The following is a 20,572-nucleotide window of genomic DNA, read 5'->3' as shown; positions in this document are numbered from 1 at the left end:
CTTATTTATCAGTTATTTGCTATTTAAATTGTTCCATGCGTTCATAAACAGTACTGCATTTTCATAGACTTGCTCTGGCGTCATGCCGGGGCGATATAGCGCAGAACCGAGGCCAAAGCCGTTTGCGCCGTGGCTCAGATAACGCGCCATTGTGTCTGGAGTGATACCGCCAACCGGTAACATCGGAACGGATTGTGGAATAACCGCACGCCAGGCTTTGGTGACTTCAGGCGTAATTTGTTCAGCCGGGAACAGCTTGATGGCATTGGCGCCATGTTCAATGGCAGCAAAAGCTTCGGTGGGCGTAGCGACGCCAGGCGCACAATACATACCCAGCGCACGGGCACGACGGATCACCGCAGTATCGCAATGCGGCATCACGATAATCTGGCCTCCAGCCTCTTTAACCGCGACGACTTGCTCCACCGAAAGCACCGTTCCGGCTCCGACCAGGCAGTCCTTAGGCAGGGCGTCGCGCAGTAAACTGATACTTTGCAACGGCTCCGGCGAGTTCATGGGAATCTCAATCAGGCGAAATCCAGCGGCATACAGCTTTTCACCGATGGCGACAATCTCATCCGGTTTCACGCCGCGTAAAATGGCGACTAACCCGGTTTTTTGCAAAAGCGTATTAAATGGCATGGGTACATTCCCTGGCGTTGGTGGAGAGTAGCCCGGCAACGTGGGCGATTCGCCATAACCCCTGTTCAGTGGCATTAGGAATGGCGTGTAGCTGTCTGTCGGGAAAAACGTGGCTGAATGCTTGTGAATAGCGGCTGTTCAGAGTGGCGCTACCGATTAAGGCGATCGGTGTTGTGGCGGGTAAATCACGTAGCAAACTGGATGCCAGACCGCATAATTCATGGCCTATCAGTAATCCTGAAAGGTAATCCCCCTGTGAGGACGGCGTAAGATTACTGGTCAGCAGGCGCGAACGGGTCGAAAACAGCGTCGATAATAATCCGGTCTGATGATGCTCTTGTGCTGCTGTCAGCCCATGGGTGAAGGCATCCCAGTGCGGTTCATCTCCCGAACGCATGGTGGCACCGAGAATCGAATGGCGGGATAAAACATCAAATAACTCGCCAGTCATAAAGGTTCGGAAATCGGTAATGGTGTTGTTTTCAACTACCGCCCATTTCGCATGTGTGCCAGGTAAGCCAATCAGCACAGGCATACCCTGGCGGATCGCGTTTTGCAGGGCCGGTTCCATCGAGATAGCACCGAAGATTTGTGTCTCTTCACCACGCATTACTTCGGGCATTTCACCTTCTTTAATCACGCCAGGAATAATATGCAGCATTGTCTGCTGCTGGTGGATAACAGGCGTCAACTGCTTTGCCAGACCCTCGAGAGTGACCGGGCAAGGTAAATAAGCTGCGGGTTGCCACCCTTGCGCACTGCCGATCATGCCGCAAGCCAGAACCGGGCATGGGGATTGTGCCAGCCAGTCGCCGCAGACACGTAAAAACGTATCGTGGAAAGCGTCCTCACGTGTTGCTGCCTGGGAGGGTAATTTCATGATCCCCCACGGGAATTCACGTTTTTCTTGTGGATTTGGTGAATCGCCAAAACGCCATGCCCGAAGCGATGACGTTCCCCAGTCCAGGGCAATAAATGAGGTGTTTCCCGACATTAGCCGTTTCCTTTAGTCATGGTTTATTTATTTTTGCGGACGTGCTTACCCCAGCCCAGTTCAGCGGATATCTCTTCTGCACAGGATTTGACGTAAGGTGCCAGTTCTTCCAGACGCGCCAGTGACATATACGTAGTGGTACTGGCGACAGAAATAGCCGCCACAATTTCATCCCGGGCGTTGTAAACCGGCGCTGCAACGCAACGGATAGTCGGCTCGTTCTCTTCCAGATCAAAAGCAAAACCACTCGCGGCATAACGACGCATGTTCTGAATAAATGCGCCCAGTTTTGTTTCATCACCACAGGTCTTAAACAGCGTGCGCCACTCTTCTTCTGTTCGGTTGAGGATCAATGCCTTGCCGATGCCGGTGATTGCCAGTGGCATGCGATGGCCTGGGCGTGAGCGCATTTCCAGCCCGCGCTGGCTGTTGATCTTCTCCAGATACAGCACTTCGTCGCCTTCAACGATCCCCAGATGCACGGTGTCCAGGGTGTAACGGGCAAGGCGTTGCAAAACGGGCAGCGCAACTTCGTACAGCGAGGTGCTTTCCAGCGCTCTGGCACCGAATTCGATCAGTTTGGCGCCCAGTTGGTAGCCCTGCGTTGGGACGTGGCGCAGGTAGCGTTGTTCCACCAGAACGGTGACTAAACGATGGGTTGTGCTCCGGGTCGTGCCGGTGAACTCGCCGATACTTTTCAGGTCATGGCAGCCGTTATAAACAGCATTAAGAACCGCGAGCCCGCGTAATAACGTTTGTGCGCCAGCGGTGGTTGAAGAGGTATCTGCCATACGTTTCTCCTGATGATATTGCTGAAGTGTTCCACATAATGACGTGGGGAAAAGGTGATTTATCCCACAATATAAACTAGGTCTCATATTGTGGGATAAAATAATAAAAATTAAGGATCGTTTTGCGTAGCGCCTCGCAGGAAACTTCTTTCAAACTGGACGTTTGTACAGCACAATTCTATTTTGTGCGGGTAAGTAATGAGGCTGGAGGCGTTGTGGATATCTCAATCATGGTTTACGCAGTTATTGCGTTGGTGAGCGTGGCGATTGGCTGGCTGATTGCCAGTTATCAGCATGCGCAGCAAAAAGCCGAGCAATTCGCTGAACGTGAAGAGATGGTCGCGGAGTTAAGTGCGGCAAAACAACAAATTACCCAAAGCGAACATTGGCGTGCTGAGTGCGAGTTACTCAATAATGAAGTGCGCAGTCTGCAAAGCATTAACACCTCGCTGGAGGCGGATCTGCGTGAAGTCACCACGCGAATGGAGGCCGTACAGCAACATGCTGACGATAAAATTCGCCAAATGATCAACAGCGAACAGCGCCTCAGTGAGCAGTTTGAAAACCTCGCCAACCGTATTTTCGAGCACAGCAATCGCCGGGTTGATGAGCAAAACCGTCAGAGTCTGAACAGCCTGTTGTCGCCACTACGTGAACAACTGGACGGTTTTCGTCGTCAGGTTCAGGACAGTTTCGGTAAAGAAGCACAAGAACGCCATACCCTGACTCACGAAATACGCAATCTCCAGCAGCTCAACGCGCAAATGGCCCAGGAAGCGATCAACCTGACGCGTGCGCTGAAAGGCGACAATAAAACCCAGGGCAACTGGGGCGAGGTAGTATTGACGCGTGTGCTGGAGGCTTCCGGTCTGCGTGAAGGGTATGAATATGAAACCCAGGTCAGCATCGAAAATGACGCCCGCTCGCGGATGCAGCCGGATGTCATCGTGCGGTTGCCGCAGGGAAAAGATGTGGTGATCGACGCAAAAATGACACTGGTCGCCTATGAACGCTATTTCAACGCAGAAGACGACTACACCCGCGAAAGCGCGCTACAGGAACATATCGCGTCGGTGCGTAACCATATCCGTTTGCTGGGACGCAAAGATTATCAACAGCTGCCGGGGCTGCGAACCCTGGATTACGTGCTGATGTTTATTCCCGTTGAACCCGCTTTTTTACTGGCGCTTGACCGCCAGCCGGAGCTGATCACCGAAGCGTTGAAAAACAATATCATGCTGGTTAGCCCGACCACGCTGCTGGTGGCGCTGCGCACTATCGCCAACCTCTGGCGCTATGAGCATCAAAGCCGCAACGCTCAGAAAATAGCCGATCGTGCCAGCAAGTTGTACGACAAAATGCGCTTGTTTGTCGATGATATGTCCGCGATTGGTCAAAGTCTGGACAAAGCACAGGACAACTATCGTCAGGCAATGAAAAAACTCTCTTCAGGTCGCGGAAATGTGCTGGCGCAAGCAGAAGCGTTTCGCGGTTTAGGAGTAGAAATTAAACGCGAGATTAATCCGGATTTGGCTGAACAAGCGGTGAGCCAGGATGAAGAGTATCGACTGCGGTCGGTACCGGAGCAGCCGAATGATGAAGCTTATCAACGCGATGATGAATATAATCAGCAGTCGCGCTAGCCCATTGGGGGTAGTTAAGCCGGGTAGAAATCTAGGGCATCGACGCCCAATCTGTTACACTTCTGGAACAATTTTTTGATGAGCAGGCATTGAGATGGTGGATAAGTCACAAGAAACGACGCACTTTGGTTTTCAGACCGTCGCGAAGGAACAAAAAGCGGATATGGTCGCCCACGTTTTCCATTCCGTGGCATCGAAATACGATGTCATGAATGATTTGATGTCTTTTGGCATACATCGTTTGTGGAAACGCTTCACGATTGATTGCAGTGGCGTACGCCGCGGGCAGACCGTGCTGGATCTGGCAGGCGGTACTGGCGACCTGACAGCGAAATTCTCCCGCCTGGTGGGTGAAACTGGCAAAGTGGTCCTTGCTGATATCAATGAATCCATGCTCAAAATGGGCCGCGAGAAGCTGCGTAATATTGGTGTGATTGGCAACGTTGAGTATGTTCAGGCGAACGCTGAGGCGCTGCCGTTCCCGGATAACACCTTTGATTGCATCACCATTTCGTTTGGTCTGCGTAACGTCACTGACAAAGATAAAGCTCTGCGTTCAATGTATCGCGTTCTGAAACCTGGCGGCCGACTGCTGGTGCTTGAGTTCTCGAAGCCGATTATCGAGCCGTTAAGTAAGGCCTATGACGCTTACTCCTTCCATGTGCTGCCGCGTATTGGCTCACTGGTCGCGAACGACGCTGACAGCTACCGTTATCTTGCTGAATCTATCCGCATGCATCCCGATCAGGACACCCTGAAAGCTATGATGCAGGATGCTGGATTCGAAAGTGTCGACTATTACAACCTGACGGCAGGGGTTGTGGCGCTGCATCGTGGTTATAAGTTCTGACAGGAGACCGGAAATGCCTTTTAAACCTTTAGTGACGGCAGGAATTGAAAGTCTGCTCAACACCTTCCTGTATCGTTCACCCGCGCTGAAAACGGCCCGCTCGCGTCTGCTGGGTAAAGTTTTGCGCGTGGAGGTAAAAGGCTTTTCGACGTCATTGATTCTGGTGTTCAGCGAACGCCAGGTCGATGTGCTGGGCGAATGGGCAGGAGATGCTGACTGCACCGTTATCGCCTACGCCAGCGTGTTGCCGAAACTTCGCGATCGCCAGCAGCTTGCTGCGTTAATTCGCAGCGGTGAGCTGGAAGTACAGGGCGATATTCAGGTGGTGCAAAACTTCGTTGCGCTGGCAGATCTGGCAGAGTTCGACCCTGCGGAACTGCTGGCCCCTTATACCGGTGATATCGCCGCTGAAGGTATCAGCAAAGCCCTGCGTGGAGGCGCAAAGCTCCTGCATCACGGTATTAAACGCCAGCAACGTTATGTGGCGGAAGCCATTACTGAAGAGTGGCGTATGGCACCCGGTCCACTTGAAGTGGCCTGGTTTGCGGAAGAGACGGCTGCCGTCGAGCGTGCTGTTGATGCCCTGACCAAACGGCTGGAAAAACTGGAGGCTAAATGACGCCAGGTGAAGTACGGCGCCTATATTTCATCATTCGCACTTTTTTAAGCTACGGACTTGATGAACTGATCCCTAAAATGCGTATCACCCTGCCGTTACGACTATGGCGATACTCATTATTCTGGATGCCAAATCGGCATAAAGACAAACCTTTAGGTGAGCGACTACGACTGGCTCTGCAAGAACTGGGGCCAGTGTGGATCAAGTTCGGGCAGATGCTGTCTACCCGCCGCGACCTTTTTCCTCCGCATATTGCCGATCAGCTGGCGTTATTGCAGGACAAAGTTGCTCCGTTTGATGGCAAGCTTGCGAAGCAACAGATTGAAGCTGCAATGGGCGGTTTGCCGGTAGAAGCGTGGTTTGACGATTTTGAAATCAAGCCGCTGGCGTCGGCTTCTATTGCTCAGGTTCATACCGCACGATTGAAATCGAATGGCAAAGAGGTGGTGATTAAAGTTATCCGCCCGGATATTTTGCCGGTGATTAAAGCGGATCTGAAACTTATCTACCGTCTGGCTCGCTGGGTGCCGCGTTTGCTGCCGGATGGTCGCCGTCTGCGCCCAACCGAAGTGGTGCGCGAGTACGAAAAGACATTGATTGATGAACTGAATTTGCTGCGGGAATCTGCCAACGCCATTCAGCTTCGGCGCAATTTTGAAGACAGCCCGATGCTCTACATCCCGGAAGTTTACCCTGACTATTGTAGTGAAGGGATGATGGTGATGGAGCGCATTTACGGCATTCCGGTTTCAGATGTCGCGGCGCTGGAGAAAAACGGCACCAACTTGAAGTTGCTGGCAGAACGCGGCGTGCAGGTGTTCTTCACTCAGGTCTTTCGTGACAGCTTTTTCCATGCCGATATGCACCCTGGCAACATCTTTGTAAGCTATGAACACCCAGAAAACCCGAAATATATCGGCATTGATTGCGGGATTGTCGGCTCGCTAAACAAAGAAGATAAACGCTATCTGGCGGAAAACTTTATCGCCTTCTTTAATCGCGACTATCGCAAAGTGGCAGAGCTACACGTCGATTCTGGCTGGGTGCCGCCAGATACCAACGTTGAAGAGTTCGAATTTGCCATTCGTACGGTCTGTGAACCTATCTTTGAGAAACCGCTGGCCGAAATTTCGTTTGGACATGTGCTGTTAAATCTGTTTAATACGGCGCGTCGCTTCAATATGGAAGTGCAGCCGCAACTGGTGTTACTCCAGAAAACCCTGCTCTACGTCGAAGGGGTAGGACGCCAGCTTTATCCGCAGCTTGATTTATGGAAAACGGCGAAGCCTTTCCTTGAATCGTGGATTAAAGATCAGGTCGGTATTCCTGCGCTGGTGAGAGCATTTAAAGAAAAAGCGCCGTTCTGGGTCGAAAAAATGCCAGAACTGCCTGAACTGGTTTACGACAGTTTGCGCCAGGGCAAGTATTTACAGCACAGTGTTGATAAGATTGCCCGCGAGCTTCAGTCAAATCATATACGTCAGGGACAATCGCGTTATTTTCTCGGAATTGGCGCTACGTTAGTATTAAGCGGCACATTCTTGTTGGTCAGCCGCCCTGAATGGGGGTTGATGCCCGGCTGGTTAATGGCAGGTGGTCTGATCGCCTGGTTTGTCGGTTGGCGCAAAACACGCTGATTTTTTCATCGCTCAAGGCGGGCCGTGTAACGTATAATGCGGCCTTGTTTAATCATCATCTACCACAGAGGAACATGTATGGGTGGTATCAGTATTTGGCAGTTATTGATTATTGCCGTCATCGTTGTACTGCTTTTTGGCACCAAAAAGCTCGGCTCCATCGGTTCCGATCTTGGTGCGTCGATCAAAGGCTTTAAAAAAGCAATGAGCGATGATGAACCAAAGCAGGATAAAACCAGTCAGGATGCTGATTTTACTGCGAAAACTATCGCCGATAAGCAGGCGGATACGAATCAGGAACAGGCTAAAACAGAAGACGCGAAGCGCCACGATAAAGAGCAGGTGTAATCCGTGTTTGATATCGGTTTTAGCGAACTGCTATTGGTGTTCATCATCGGCCTCGTCGTTCTGGGGCCGCAACGACTGCCTGTGGCGGTAAAAACGGTAGCGGGCTGGATTCGCGCGTTGCGTTCACTGGCGACAACGGTGCAGAACGAACTGACCCAGGAGTTAAAACTCCAGGAGTTTCAGGACAGCCTGAAAAAGGTTGAAAAGGCGAGCCTCACTAACCTGACGCCCGAACTGAAAGCGTCGATGGATGAACTACGCCAGGCCGCGGAGTCGATGAAGCGTTCCTACGTTGCAAACGATCCTGAAAAGGCGAGCGATGAAGCGCACACCATCCATAATCCGGTGGTGAAAGATAATGAAGCTGCGCATGAAGGCGTAACGCCTGCCGCTGCACAAACGCAGGCCAGTTCGCCGGAACAGAAGCCAGAAACCACGCCAGAGCCGGTGGTAAAACCTGCTGCGGACGCTGAACCGAAAACCGCTGCACCTTCCCCTTCGTCGAGTGATAAACCGTAAACATGTCTGTAGAAGATACTCAACCGCTTATCACGCATCTGATTGAGCTGCGTAAGCGTCTGCTGAACTGCATTATCGCGGTGATCGTGATATTCCTGTGTCTGGTCTATTTCGCCAATGACATCTATCACCTGGTATCCGCGCCATTGATCAAGCAGTTGCCGCAAGGTTCAACGATGATCGCCACCGACGTGGCCTCACCGTTCTTTACGCCGATCAAGCTGACCTTTATGGTGTCGCTGATTCTGTCAGCGCCGGTGATTCTCTATCAGGTGTGGGCGTTTATCGCCCCAGCGCTGTATAAGCATGAACGTCGTCTGGTGGTGCCGCTGCTGGTTTCCAGCTCTCTGTTGTTTTATATCGGCATGGCGTTCGCCTACTTTGTGGTCTTTCCGCTGGCATTTGGCTTCCTTGCCAATACCGCGCCGGAAGGGGTACAGGTATCCACCGACATCGCCAGCTATTTAAGCTTCGTTATGGCGCTGTTTATGGCGTTTGGTGTCTCCTTTGAAGTGCCGGTGGCAATTGTGCTGCTGTGCTGGATGGGAATTACCTCGCCAGAAGACTTACGCAAAAAACGTCCGTATGTGCTGGTTGGCGCATTTGTTGTCGGGATGCTGCTGACGCCGCCGGATGTCTTCTCGCAAACGCTGCTGGCGATCCCGATGTACTGCCTGTTTGAAATCGGTGTCTTCTTCTCACGCTTTTACGTTGGTAAGGGTCGAAACCGGGAAGAGGAAAACGACGCTGAAGCAGAAAGCGAAAAAACTGAAGAATAAATTCAACCGCCCGTCAGGGCGGTTGTCATATGGAGTACAGGATGTTTGATATCGGCGTTAATTTGACCAGTTCGCAATTTGCGAAAGACCGTGATGATGTTGTAGCACGCGCTTTTGACGCAGGAGTTGATGGGCTGCTCATCACTGGCACTAACCTGCACGAAAGCCAGCAGGCACAAAAACTGGCGCGTCAGTATTCATCCTGTTGGTCAACGGCGGGCGTGCATCCTCATGACAGCAGCCAGTGGCAAGCAGCGACCGAAGAAGCGATCATTGAACTGGCCTCGCAGCCAGAAGTGGTGGCGATTGGTGAGTGTGGCCTCGACTTTAACCGCAACTTTTCTACACCAGAAGAGCAGGAACGTGCTTTTGTTGCTCAGCTACGCATTGCTGCAGAATTAAACATGCCAGTATTTATGCACTGTCGCGATGCCCACGATCGGTTTATAACCTTGCTGGAGCCGTGGCTGGATAAACTGCCTGGTGCAGTTCTTCATTGCTTTACCGGTACACGTGAAGAGATGCAGGCGTGCGCGGCGCGTGGAATTTATATCGGCATTACCGGTTGGGTTTGCGATGAACGACGTGGGCTGGAGCTGCGGGAAATCTTGCCGTTGATTCCGGCGGAGAAATTGCTGATCGAAACTGATGCGCCGTATCTGCTCCCGCGAGATCTCACGCCGAAGCCATCATCCCGGCGCAACGAGCCAGCCTATCTGCCCCATATTTTGCAACGTATCGCGCAATGGCGTGGGGAAGATGCCGCATGGCTGGCTGCCACCACGGATGCCAATGTCAAAACACTGTTTGGGGTTGCGTTTTAGAGTTTGCGGAACTCGGTGTTCTTCACGCTGTGCTTGATCTCTTTATTAATAAGATTAAGCAATAGCATGGAACGTGCCTCGCCGTCGGGTTCGGTGAAAATGGCCTGGAAACCTTCGAATGCGCCTTCGGTAATAATTACCTTATCACCCGGATAAGGGGTTGCCGGATCAACAATGTCTTTCGGTTTATACACCGACAGCTGATGAATCACCGCTGATGGGACTATCGCTGGCGACGCGCCAAAGCGCACGAAGTGGCTAACACCGCGGGTCGCGTTGATAGTCGTGGTATGAATGACTTCTGGATCAAATTCCACAAACAGGTAGTTGGGGAACAATGGTTCACTGACTGCAGTACGTTTGCCACGCACGATTTTTTCCAGGGTGATCATCGGTGCCAGGCAATTCACAGCCTGTCTTTCGAGGTGTTCCTGGGCACGTTGAAGTTGCCCGCGCTTGCAGTACAGTAAATACCAGGATTGCATAATGACTCTTATCCGTTTAATCGGGGCGCAAGGATAGCAAAAGCTTTACGCTAAGTTAATTATATTCCCCGGTTTGCGTTATACCGTCAGAGTTCACGCTAATTTAACAAATTTACAGCATCGCAAAGATGAACGCCGTATAATGGGCGCAGATTAAGAGGCTACAATGGATGCCATGAAATATAACGATTTACGCGACTTCCTGACGCTGCTTGAACAGCAGGGTGAGCTAAAACGTATCACGCTCCCGGTGGATCCGCATCTGGAAATCACTGAAATTGCTGACCGCACTTTGCGTGCCGGTGGGCCTGCGTTGTTGTTCGAAAACCCTAAAGGCTACTCAATGCCGGTGCTGTGCAACCTGTTCGGTACGCCAAAGCGCGTGGCGATGGGCATGGGGCAGGAAGATGTTTCGGCGCTGCGTGAAGTGGGTAAATTATTGGCGTTTCTGAAAGAGCCGGAGCCGCCAAAAGGTTTCCGCGACCTGTTTGATAAACTGCCGCAGTTTAAACAAGTATTGAACATGCCGACAAAGCGACTGCGTGGTGCGCCCTGCCAACAAAAAATCGTCTCTGGCGATGACGTCGATCTTAACCGCATTCCCATTATGACCTGCTGGCCGGAAGATGCCGCGCCGCTGATTACCTGGGGGCTGACCGTAACGCGCGGCCCGAATAAAGAACGGCAGAATCTGGGTATTTATCGCCAGCAGCTGATTGGTAAAAACAAACTGATTATGCGTTGGCTGTCGCATCGCGGCGGCGCGCTGGATTATCAGGAGTGGTGCGCGGCGCATCCGGGCGAACGTTTCCCGGTTTCTGTGGCGCTGGGTGCTGATCCCGCTACGATTCTCGGTGCGGTAACGCCCGTTCCGGATACACTTTCAGAATATGCGTTTGCCGGATTGCTGCGCGGCACCAAGACCGAAGTGGTGAAGTGTATCTCCAATGACCTTGAAGTGCCCGCCAGTGCGGAGATTGTGCTGGAAGGGTATATCGAACAAGGTGAAACGGCGCCGGAAGGGCCGTATGGCGACCACACCGGTTACTATAACGAAGTCGATAGTTTCCCGGTATTTACTGTGACGCATATTACCCAGCGTGAAGATGCGATTTATCATTCCACCTATACCGGGCGTCCGCCGGATGAACCTGCTGTGCTGGGTGTCGCACTGAACGAAGTGTTTGTGCCGATTCTGCAAAAACAGTTCCCGGAAATTGTCGATTTTTACCTGCCGCCGGAAGGCTGCTCTTATCGCCTGGCGGTAGTGACGATCAAAAAACAGTACGCCGGACACGCGAAGCGCGTCATGATGGGCGTCTGGTCGTTCTTACGCCAGTTTATGTACACTAAATTTGTGATCGTTTGCGATGATGACGTCAACGCACGCGACTGGAACGATGTGATTTGGGCGATTACCACCCGTATGGACCCGGCGCGGGATACTGTTCTGGTAGAAAATACGCCTATTGATTATCTGGATTTTGCCTCGCCTGTCTCCGGGCTGGGTTCAAAAATGGGGCTGGATGCCACGAATAAATGGCCAGGGGAAACCCAGCGTGAATGGGGACGTCCCATCAAAAAAGATCCGGATGTTGTCGCGCATATTGACGCCATCTGGGATGAACTGGCCATCTTTAACAACGGTAAAAGCGCCTGATGCGCGTTTGTTTTGCCCTATTTATCGATCCGACAGAGAAAGCGCATGACAACCTTAAGCTGTAAAGTGACCTCGGTAGAAGCTATCACCGATACCGTATATCGTGTTCGAATCGTGCCAGACGCGGCCTTTTCTTTTCGTGCTGGTCAGTATTTGATGGTGGTGATGGATGAGCGCGATAAACGTCCATTCTCAATGGCTTCGACGCCGGATGAAAAAGAGTTTATCGAGCTGCATATTGGCGCTTCTGAAATCAACCTTTACGCGAAAGCAGTCATGGACCGTATCCTCAAAGATCATCAAATCGTGGTCGATATTCCCCACGGAGAAGCGTGGCTGCGCGATGATGAAGAACGTCCGATGATTTTGATTGCGGGTGGCACCGGGTTCTCTTATGCGCGCTCGATTTTGCTGACGGCGCTGGCGCGTAACCCAAACCGTGATATCACCATTTACTGGGGGGGGCGTGAAGAGCAGCATCTTTATGATCTCTGCGAGCTTGAGGCGCTTTCGCTGAAGCATCCTGGTCTGCAAGTGGTGCCGGTGGTTGAACAACCGGAAGCGGGTTGGCGTGGGCGTACTGGCACCGTGTTAACGGCGGTATTGCAGGATCACGGCACGCTGGCAGAGCATGATATCTACATTGCCGGGCGTTTTGAGATGGCGAAAATCGCCCGTGACCTGTTTTGCAGTGAGCGTAATGCGCGGGAAGACCGCCTGTTTGGCGATGCGTTTGCGTTTATCTGAGATATAAAAAACCCGCCCCTGACAGGCGGGAAGAACGGCAACTAAAACTTTATACAGTGGCATTTAGATCTATGTCGCATCCGGCAATCGATGCCTGATGCGACGCTGGCGCGTCTTATCAGGCCTACATTAGTGCCGGGTCGGTAGACCGGATAAGGCATTCACGCCGCATCCGGCAAGTGGTTAAACCCGCTCAAACACCGTTGCAATACCCTGACCCAGACCAATGCACATCGTCGCCAGACCAAACTGGACGTCTTTGCGCTCCATTAGATTCAGCAGCGTGGTGCTGATACGCGCACCGGAACAACCCAGAGGATGGCCCAGCGCGATCGCACCACCGTTGAGGTTGATCTTCTCGTCAATCTGCTCAATCAGTCCCAGATCTTTAATACATGGTAGGATCTGCGCGGCAAAAGCTTCGTTCATTTCAAACACGCCGATATCGCTGGCAGAAAGCCCCGCTTTTTTCAGCGCCAGCTTCGAGGCTGGAACCGGGCCGTAACCCATAATCGACGGGTCACAACCAACGACCGCCATCGAACGTACGCGGGCGCGTGGCTTAAGACCTAATTCACGAGCGCGGCTTTCACTCATCACCAGCATGGCTGCAGCGCCATCGGAGAGAGCGGAAGACGTACCCGCCGTTACCGTGCCGCTGACTGGATCGAACGCCGGACGCAGCGTGGCGAGGGCTTCCACGGTGGTTTCCGGCCGAATCACTTCGTCGTAATTAAACTGCTTCAGGACGCCGTCGGCATCGTGACCACCGGTCGGGATGATTTCATTTTTAAATGCGCCCGACTGCGTGGCGGCCCAGGCGCGGGCGTGTGATCGCGCGGCAAAGGCATCCTGCATTTCACGGCTGATACCGTGCATACGCGCCAGCATTTCTGCCGTTAAGCCCATCATGCCCGCCGCTTTGGCGACATTGCGGCTCAGGCCGGGGTGAAAATCGACGCCGTGACTCATCGGCACATGGCCCATATGCTCCACGCCACCGACCAGACATGCCTGTGCATCGCCAGTCATAATCATCCGTGCTGCGTCATGCAGTGCCTGCATGGATGAACCGCACAAGCGATTGACGGTGATCGCCGGGACAGAATGCGGCACTTCTGCCAACAGCGCCGCGTTACGAGCGATATTAAAACCCTGCTCTAGCGTCTGCTGCACACAACCCCAGTAAATATCATCGAGGGCCGCTGCTTCCAGCGCCGGGTTACGCGCCAGCAGGCTACGCATTAAATGAGCGGAGAGATCTTCCGCACGCACGTTACGAAAAGCACCGCCCTTCGAACGGCCCATCGGGGTACGAATTGCATCGACAATGACAACCTGTTCCATTGTGACTCCTTAAGCCGTTTTCAGGTCGCCAACCGGACGGGCTGGCTCAACCGGGGGATAGTACGGTTCATTATGACGCGCTTTATTACGCAGACCTTCCGGCACTTCATACAGCGGGCCGAGGTGCTGATATTGTTGTGCCATATCGAGATATTTTGCGCTACCGAGGGTGTCCAGCCAGCGGAACGCGCCGCCGTGGAACGGAGGGAAGCCCAGGCCGTAGACCAGTGCCATATCGACTTCTGCCGGAGTGGCGATAATGCCTTCCTCCAGACAACGCACCACTTCGTTGACCATCGGGATCATCATGCGGGCGATAATCTCTTCTTCGCTGAAATCTCGCTTCGGCTGGCTGACTTCTGCCAGCAGGTCGTCAACGGCGGCATCTTCTTCTTTCTTCGGCTTACCTTTGCTGTCTTCTTTATAACGCCAGAAACCAAGGCCGTTCTTCTGACCAAAACGGTTGGCATCAAACAGAGCGTCGATGGCATCGCGATAATCTTTCTGCATCCGCTGCGGGAAACCTGCTGCCATCACTGCCTGGGCGTGATGCGCGGTATCAATGCCCACGACATCCAGCAAGTATGCCGGACCCATCGGCCAGCCGAACTGTTTTTCCATCACTTTGTCGATCTTGCGAAAATCCGCGCCGTCGCGCAGCAGCTGGCTGAAACCGGCGAAATAGGGGAACAGCACGCGGTTAACAAAGAAGCCGGGGCAGTCATTAACCACAATTGGCGTTTTACCCATCTTGCTCGCCCATGCGACAACTTTCGCGATGGTTTCGTCGGAGCTTTTCTCACCGCGAATAATTTCCACCAACGGCATCCGGTGCACTGGGTTAAAGAAATGCATCCCGCAGAAGTTTTCCGGGCGTTCCAGCGCGTTGGCCAGTTCGCTGATAGGAATGGTTGAAGTATTGGAAGCCAGCACGGTATCCGGGCGTACTTTCTGCTCGGTTTCTGCCAGCACGGCTTTTTTCACTTTCGGGTTTTCGACAACCGCTTCTACCACAACGTCCACGCGATCAAACCCGGTGTAGTCGAGCGTTGGATGAATCGTGGAGATCACGCCAGCCAGTTTCAGACCGTCGATCTTGCCGCGCTCAAGCTGCTTGTTCAGCAGTTTCGCGGCTTCGGTCATGCCGAGGGTTAACGACTTGTCGTTGATATCTTTCATGACAACCGGCACGCCTTTCCACGCAGACTGGTAAGCGATGCCGCCGCCCATAATGCCTGCGCCCAGCACAGCGGCCTGTTTCGGGGTTTCAACATCTTTGGTGAGTTTCTTCGCTTTACCTTTTACATATTGATCGTTAAGGAAAATGCCGACCAGTGCGCGAGCTTCGTTGGTATGCGCCAGCGGGACAAAACTTTTGTTTTCCAGATTTAATGCTTCTTCACGACCAAAACGGGCAGCCGCTTCAATGGTTTTTACTGCGGTGATGGGTGCGGGGTAATGTTTCCCTGCTGTTTGTGCGACCATTCCTTTAGCGATGGTGAAGCTCATGGTGGCTTCAATCTTGCTCAGTTTTAGCGGTTCCAGCTTCGGCTGACGTTTCGCTTTCCAGTCGAGGTCGCCGTTAATAGCCTGACGTAAAATCGCCTTCGCGCCTTCAACCAGTTTTTCTGCTTTGACTACGCCATCCACCAGACCGATTTTCAGCGCCTGATCCGCGCCGACATCTTTACCGGCGGCAATGATTTCCAGCGCACTATCAGCACCGAGCATACGTGGCATACGTACAGAACCGCCAAAGCCCGGCATAATGCCCAGTTTGGTTTCCGGCAGACCGATGCGCAGATCTGGCGTCGCCAGACGATAATCGGTCGCCAGCACACATTCGCAGCCACCGCCCAGCGCATAGCCGTTGACGGCAGCAATGGTCGGCACCGGCAGATCTTCCAGGCGATTAAACACGCTATTGGCAAAATGCAGCCACTGGCTTAACTGTTCTTCAGGAACGAGGAACAGGGACAAGAATTCGGTGATATCAGCACCGACGATAAAGGCTGCTTTATTCGAACGCAGCAGCAGCCCTTTTAAATCTGATTGCTGTTCCAGCACGCCGATGGCCTCGCCGAGGCTGGCGACGGTCGCAGTGTCGAGTTTATTAACTGAACCTGGGGCATCAAATACCAGTTCGGCAATGCCATCTTCCAGCCAGTCAAGGTACAGGGTGTCGCCTTTGTAAAGCATGTCAGTCTCCTGAATCCGCAAGGTGATCTGGTCGTACCAGATGAGACGAAGTGTGTATTTTGTGTTAAAAATATGCAAATAAAAGATTAAAGAAATGCCAATCTGATCACGCTCGGCAGAAATCACGCTCTGTATTAACGTTGTGCTAAGATGCGGAGACTTAAGGTCAAAAAACAGAAGGGTAAAAAATGGAATCACTGGCCTCGCTCTATAAAAATCATATAGCTACCTTACAGGAACGGACTCGCGATGCGTTGGCGCGCTTCAAGCTGGATGCGTTACTTATTCACTCCGGCGAACTGTTCAACGTTTTTCTCGACGATCATCCCTATCCGTTTAAAGTGAACCCGCAATTCAAAGCGTGGGTGCCGGTAACTCAGGTGCCAAACTGCTGGCTGCTGGTGGATGGCGTGAATAAGCCGAAACTGTGGTTCTATCTGCCGGTTGATTACTGGCACAACGTCGAACCGCTGCCGAACTCCTTCTGGACTGAAGATGTAGAAGTGATCGCGCTGCCGAAAGCCGATGGCATTGGTAGTCTGTTGCCTGCTGCGCGCGGCAATATCGGTTATATCGGTCCGGTGCCAGAACGTGCGCTGCAACTGGGTATTGAGGCCAGCAATATCAACCCGAAAGGGGTGATCGACTACCTGCATTACTACCGCTCCTTCAAAACCGAGTACGAACTGGCCTGTATGCGAGAAGCGCAGAAAATGGCGGTCAACGGTCATCGCGCGGCAGAAGAAGCGTTCCGTTCTGGCATGAGCGAGTTCGATATCAACATTGCCTATCTGACCGCGACCGGTCATCGTGATACCGACGTGCCTTACAGCAACATTGTGGCGCTCAACGAACACGCTGCGGTACTGCATTACACCAAACTCGACCATCAGGCACCGGAAGAGATGCGCAGCTTCCTGCTGGATGCCGGGGCCGAATATAACGGCTATGCGGCTGACCTGACTCGTACCTGGTCGGCAAAAAGCGACAACGACTATGCACAGCTGGTGAAAGACGTAAATGATGAACAACTGGCGCTGATCGCCACCATGAAAGCAGGCGTCAGCTATGTGGATTACCACATCCAGTTCCATCAGCGTATCGCCAAACTGCTGCGTAAACATCAAATCATCACCGATATGAGTGAAGAGGCGATGGTCGAAAATGATCTTACCGGACCGTTTATGCCGCACGGTATCGGCCATCCGCTGGGCCTGCAGGTGCATGACGTGGCCGGTTTTATGCAGGATGATAGCGGTACGCACCTCGCGGCACCGGCAAAATATCCGTACCTGCGCTGCACCCGTATTCTCCAGCCGGGCATGGTCTTAACCATCGAACCGGGTATCTACTTCATCGAATCGCTGCTGGCACCGTGGCGTGAAGGGCAGTTCAGCAAACACTTCAACTGGCAGAAAATTGAAGCACTGAAACCGTTCGGCGGTATTCGTATCGAAGACAACGTGGTGATCCACGAAAACAACGTGGAAAACATGACCCGGGATCTGAAACTGGCGTGATGGAAAGCTGGTTAATTCCTGCGGCACCGGTCACGGTTGTTGAAGAGATCAAAAAAAGCCGCTTCATTACGCTGTTGGCGCATACCGATGGCGTCGAGGCGGCGAAAGCGTTTGTTGAATCGGTGCGGGCAGAACACCCTGATGCCCGCCACCATTGCGTGGCGTGGGTAGCTGGCGCACCGGATGATTCTCAACAACTGGGTTTCTCTGATGACGGGGAACCGGCGGGAACGGCAGGTAAACCGATGCTCGCCCAACTTATGGGCAGCGGCGTCGGGGAAATTACCGCCGTGGTGGTGCGCTACTACGGCGGCATATTGCTGGGCACCGGTGGGTTAGTGAAAGCGTATGGCGGCGGCGTGAATCAGGCACTGCGCCAGCTAACGACCCAACGCAAGACGCCATTAACCGAATATACTTTGCAATGTGAATATAGTCAGTTAACCGGCATTGAAGCGTTGCTGGGGCAGTGTGGCGGCAAAATTATCAACAGTGATTATCAGGCATTCGTTCTGCTGCGGGTGGCGCTTCCGGCGGCGAAAGTGGCTGAATTTTCCGCAAAGCTGGCGGATTTTAGCCGTGGTTCATTGCAATTGTTAGCGATTGAAGAATAATCCCCACTTCGTTTTGCAGAACTAAGGAAGCGGCAGAGATGCATTTTCGCGCCATTACCCGAATCGTTGGACTACTGGTCATCTTATTTTCAGGGACCATGATTATCCCTGGGCTGGTAGCACTCATCTACCGGGATGGAGCGGGCCGCGCTTTTACCCAGACCTTTTTTGTCGCCCTTGCCATTGGTTCTATGCTGTGGTGGCCGAACCGTAAAGAAAAGGGCGAACTGAAATCCCGTGAAGGGTTTCTGATAGTGGTGCTGTTCTGGACCGTGTTGGGTAGCGTCGGTGCGCTCCCTTTTATCTTTTCGGAAAGCCCAAACCTCACGATTACCGATGCGTTTTTTGAATCTTTCTCCGGTCTGACTACCACGGGGGCCACTACGCTGGTGGGACTGGATACACTTCCTCACGCAATCCTCTTTTATCGCCAGATGCTGCAATGGTTTGGCGGGATGGGGATCATCGTTTTGGCGGTTGCGATACTGCCTATCCTCGGCGTGGGTGGGATGCAGCTCTATCGCGCGGAAATGCCCGGCCCGCTGAAAGATAACAAAATGCGCCCGCGAATTGCGGAAACGGCGAAAACCCTGTGGTTGATTTATGTCTTGCTGACCGTCGCCTGTGCGCTGGCGTTGTGGTTTGCCGGAATGGATGCCTTTGATGCCATCGGCCATAGCTTTGCGACTATCGCTATTGGCGGCTTCTCGACACATGATGCCAGTATCGGTTATTTCGACAGCCCGACTATTAACACCATCATTGCTATCTTCCTGCTGATCTCCGGCTGTAACTACGGTCTGCACTTTTCGCTGTTAAGTGGGCGTAGTCTGAAGGTTTATTGGCGCGATCCGGAATTTCGCATGTTTATCGGCGTACAGTTTACGCTGGTGGTTATTTGTACCCTCGTGCTGTGGTTTCATAATGTCTACAGTTCGGCGCTGATGACAATTAACCAGGCGTTTTTTCAGGTGGTGTCGATGGCGACGACCGCCGGATTTACGACAGATAGCATTGCCCGCTGGCCGCTCTTTTTGCCGGTACTGCTTTTATGTTCAGCATTTATTGGCGGTTGCGCCGGGTCTACGGGCGGTGGCCTGAAAGTGATCCGCATTCTGCTGCTGTTTAAGCAGGGGAACCGTGAGCTGAAACGACTGGTGCACCCGAACGCCGTGTATAGCATTAAGCTGGGGAATCGCGCACTGCCGGAACGTATCCTCGAAGCCGTTTGGGGATTTTTCTCCGCCTATGCATTGGTGTTTATTGTCAGTATGCTGGCGATTATCGCCACGGGTGTGGATGACTTTTCTGCCTTTGCCTCGGTTGTTGCGACATTGAATAACCTGGGACCAGGGCTTGGCGTGGTTGCTGATAACTTTACCAGTATGAACCCGGTGGCTAAATGGATCCTGATTGCCAACATGCTGTTTGGTCGTCTCGAGGTCTTTACATTGCTGGTGCTCTTTACCCCGACTTTCTGGCGTGAATGATGGAGTAATACGTGAAAACATTAATTCTTTTCTCAACAAGGGACGGACAAACGCGCGAGATTGCCTCCTACCTGGCTTCGGAACTGAAAGAACTGGGGATCCAGGCGGATGTCGCCAATGTGCACCGCATTGAAGAACCCCAGTGGGAAAACTACGACCGTGTGGTCATTGGTGCTTCTATTCGCTATGGTCACTACCACTCTGCGTTCCAGGAATTTGTCAAAAAGCATGCGACGCGGCTGAATTCGATGCCGAGCGCCTTTTACTCCGTAAACCTGGTGGCGCGTAAACCGGAGAAGCGTACTCCACAGACCAACAGCTACGCGCGCAAGTTTCTGATGAGTTCACAATGGCGTCCCGATCGCTGTGCCGTCATTGCCGGGGCGCTACGTTATCCACGTTACCGCTGGTACGACCGCTTTATGATCAAGCTGATTATGAAGATGTCAGGCGGTGAAACGGATACGCGCAAAGAAGTTGTCTATACCGATTGGCAGCAGGTGGCGAATTTCGCCCGAGAAATCGCCCATTTAACCGACAAACCGACGCTGAAATAAGCATAAAGAGTAAAAAATGCGCGGTCGGAAAATTATTTTAAATTTCCTCTTGTCAGGCCGGAATAACTCCCTATAATGCGCCACCACTGACACGGAACAACGGCAAACACGCCGCCGGGTCAGCGAGGTTCTCCTGAGAATCTCGACAGAGAAAAGCAAAAAAATGCTTGACTCTGTAGCGGGAAAGTGTATTATGCACACCCCGCGCCGCTGAGAAAAAGCGAAGCGGCACTGCTCTTTAACAATTTATCAGACAATCTGTGTGGGCACTCGAAGATACGGATTCTTAACGTCGCAAGACGAAAAA

20 protein-coding genes are annotated in these 20,572 nt (G+C 52.6%); 14 read left to right on the top strand and 6 right to left on the bottom strand.

Features of this window, described 5'->3' with window-relative positions; genetic code table 11:
• Positions 1 to 12 precede the first annotated feature (12 nt).
• Genes BGE37_RS18885 through BGE37_RS18875 form a run of 3 tightly spaced genes read right to left on the bottom strand, consistent with a single transcriptional unit; the run spans position 13 to position 2,427 of the window.
• On the bottom strand, positions 13 to 642 hold the full coding sequence (locus BGE37_RS18885; protein WP_001116474.1) for a 2-dehydro-3-deoxy-6-phosphogalactonate aldolase: 630 nt from the start codon (positions 640 to 642) through the stop codon (positions 13 to 15).
• Positions 632 to 1,636 (bottom strand): 2-dehydro-3-deoxygalactonokinase, encoded by a 1,005-nt coding sequence (locus tag BGE37_RS18880; RefSeq protein WP_105288323.1) that lies wholly within the window; start codon positions 1,634 to 1,636, stop codon positions 632 to 634. The genes BGE37_RS18885 and BGE37_RS18880 overlap by 11 nt, the downstream gene beginning before the upstream one ends.
• Positions 1,637 to 1,659: 23 nt before the next feature.
• The gene (locus BGE37_RS18875) at positions 1,660 to 2,427 is read right to left on the bottom strand and encodes an IclR family transcriptional regulator (protein WP_105277611.1); all 768 of its coding nucleotides are present in this window, start codon (positions 2,425 to 2,427) and stop codon (positions 1,660 to 1,662) included.
• 215 nt (positions 2,428 to 2,642) lie between these two features.
• Here BGE37_RS18875 and rmuC point away from each other — a divergent pair, with 215 nt between their 5' ends.
• The 8 genes from rmuC to tatD all read left to right on the top strand — a co-directional run bounded on the left by rmuC (position 2,643) and on the right by tatD (position 9,646).
• Entirely contained in the window at positions 2,643 to 4,070 is a 1,428-nt protein-coding gene (rmuC, locus tag BGE37_RS18870; protein WP_032185577.1) for a DNA recombination protein RmuC, read from the top strand.
• A gap of 94 nt (positions 4,071 to 4,164) precedes the next feature.
• Positions 4,165 to 4,920, top strand: coding sequence for a bifunctional demethylmenaquinone methyltransferase/2-methoxy-6-polyprenyl-1,4-benzoquinol methylase UbiE (gene ubiE / locus BGE37_RS18865; protein ID WP_000227958.1), 756 nt, complete (start codon positions 4,165 to 4,167; stop codon positions 4,918 to 4,920).
• A 13-nt stretch (positions 4,921 to 4,933) separates the two neighbouring features.
• Positions 4,934 to 5,539: a ubiquinone biosynthesis protein UbiJ gene (gene ubiJ / locus BGE37_RS18860; RefSeq protein WP_001355388.1), complete on the top strand. Its 606-nt coding sequence runs from the start codon at positions 4,934 to 4,936 to the stop codon at positions 5,537 to 5,539.
• The gene (gene ubiB / locus BGE37_RS18855) at positions 5,536 to 7,176 is read left to right on the top strand and encodes a ubiquinone biosynthesis regulatory protein kinase UbiB (protein WP_105288322.1); all 1,641 of its coding nucleotides are present in this window, start codon (positions 5,536 to 5,538) and stop codon (positions 7,174 to 7,176) included. Before ubiJ ends, ubiB begins: the two co-directional genes overlap by 4 nt.
• Positions 7,177 to 7,254: 78 nt before the next feature.
• The gene (tatA, locus tag BGE37_RS18850) at positions 7,255 to 7,524 is read left to right on the top strand and encodes a Sec-independent protein translocase subunit TatA (protein ID WP_001295260.1); all 270 of its coding nucleotides are present in this window, start codon (positions 7,255 to 7,257) and stop codon (positions 7,522 to 7,524) included.
• 3 nt (positions 7,525 to 7,527) lie between these two features.
• Positions 7,528 to 8,043, top strand: coding sequence for a Sec-independent protein translocase protein TatB (gene tatB / locus BGE37_RS18845; RefSeq protein WP_000459594.1), 516 nt, complete (start codon positions 7,528 to 7,530; stop codon positions 8,041 to 8,043).
• Positions 8,044 to 8,045: 2 nt separating this feature from the next.
• Positions 8,046 to 8,822, top strand: coding sequence for a Sec-independent protein translocase subunit TatC (gene tatC, locus BGE37_RS18840; RefSeq protein ID WP_000109943.1), 777 nt, complete (start codon positions 8,046 to 8,048; stop codon positions 8,820 to 8,822).
• A gap of 41 nt (positions 8,823 to 8,863) precedes the next feature.
• Positions 8,864 to 9,646 (top strand): 3'-5' ssDNA/RNA exonuclease TatD, encoded by a 783-nt coding sequence (gene tatD / locus BGE37_RS18835; RefSeq protein ID WP_105288321.1) that lies wholly within the window; start codon positions 8,864 to 8,866, stop codon positions 9,644 to 9,646.
• Here tatD and rfaH read toward each other — a convergent pair.
• Entirely contained in the window at positions 9,643 to 10,131 is a 489-nt protein-coding gene (gene rfaH, locus BGE37_RS18830; RefSeq protein WP_001192396.1) for a transcription/translation regulatory transformer protein RfaH, read from the bottom strand. The two genes, tatD and rfaH, sit on opposite strands and share 4 nt — an antisense overlap.
• 166 nt (positions 10,132 to 10,297) lie before the next feature.
• On the opposite strand from rfaH, the gene ubiD reads away from it, so the two are divergent.
• Both ubiD and fre read left to right on the top strand, forming a co-directional pair.
• Positions 10,298 to 11,791: a 4-hydroxy-3-polyprenylbenzoate decarboxylase gene (gene ubiD, locus BGE37_RS18825; RefSeq protein WP_000339813.1), complete on the top strand. Its 1,494-nt coding sequence runs from the start codon at positions 10,298 to 10,300 to the stop codon at positions 11,789 to 11,791.
• 45 nt (positions 11,792 to 11,836) lie between these two features.
• Positions 11,837 to 12,538 carry an NAD(P)H-flavin reductase gene (gene fre, locus BGE37_RS18820; protein ID WP_032185583.1) on the top strand — a complete coding sequence of 234 codons (702 nt, stop codon included), beginning with the start codon at positions 11,837 to 11,839 and terminating at the stop codon, positions 12,536 to 12,538.
• Between the two features lie 183 nt (positions 12,539 to 12,721).
• Here the strand turns inward: fre and fadA are convergent, their stop codons facing one another.
• Together fadA and fadB are read right to left on the bottom strand one after the other, a co-directional pair.
• A complete protein-coding gene (fadA, locus tag BGE37_RS18815; protein ID WP_105288320.1) occupies positions 12,722 to 13,885 on the bottom strand; it encodes an acetyl-CoA C-acyltransferase FadA in 1,164 nt (387 codons plus the stop codon).
• A gap of 9 nt (positions 13,886 to 13,894) precedes the next feature.
• On the bottom strand, positions 13,895 to 16,084 hold the full coding sequence (gene fadB, locus BGE37_RS18810) for a fatty acid oxidation complex subunit alpha FadB (RefSeq protein WP_105288345.1): 2,190 nt from the start codon (positions 16,082 to 16,084) through the stop codon (positions 13,895 to 13,897).
• A gap of 188 nt (positions 16,085 to 16,272) precedes the next feature.
• Between fadB and pepQ the strand changes: the two genes are divergently transcribed.
• The 4 genes from pepQ to hemG are packed head-to-tail and all read left to right on the top strand — an operon-like array spanning position 16,273 to position 20,265.
• Positions 16,273 to 17,604 (top strand): Xaa-Pro dipeptidase, encoded by a 1,332-nt coding sequence (gene pepQ / locus BGE37_RS18805; protein WP_000444545.1) that lies wholly within the window; start codon positions 16,273 to 16,275, stop codon positions 17,602 to 17,604.
• Positions 17,604 to 18,218, top strand: a complete 615-nt coding sequence (locus BGE37_RS18800; protein WP_001353706.1) for an IMPACT family protein — start codon at positions 17,604 to 17,606, stop codon at positions 18,216 to 18,218. The genes pepQ and BGE37_RS18800 overlap by 1 nt, the downstream gene beginning before the upstream one ends.
• A gap of 38 nt (positions 18,219 to 18,256) precedes the next feature.
• Positions 18,257 to 19,708: a Trk system potassium transporter TrkH gene (trkH, locus tag BGE37_RS18795; RefSeq protein ID WP_000545683.1), complete on the top strand. Its 1,452-nt coding sequence runs from the start codon at positions 18,257 to 18,259 to the stop codon at positions 19,706 to 19,708.
• Between the two features lie 11 nt (positions 19,709 to 19,719).
• Entirely contained in the window at positions 19,720 to 20,265 is a 546-nt protein-coding gene (hemG, locus tag BGE37_RS18790) for a menaquinone-dependent protoporphyrinogen IX dehydrogenase (RefSeq protein ID WP_032185585.1), read from the top strand.
• Positions 20,266 to 20,572 lie beyond the last annotated feature (307 nt).

It is taken from the genome of Escherichia sp. MOD1-EC6300, from assembly GCF_002965045.1.
Taxonomy (GTDB): domain Bacteria; phylum Pseudomonadota; class Gammaproteobacteria; order Enterobacterales; family Enterobacteriaceae; genus Escherichia; species Escherichia coli_F.
Note: the sequence above shows the minus strand (reverse complement) of the source record. Positions and strands in the feature narration are given on the sequence as shown.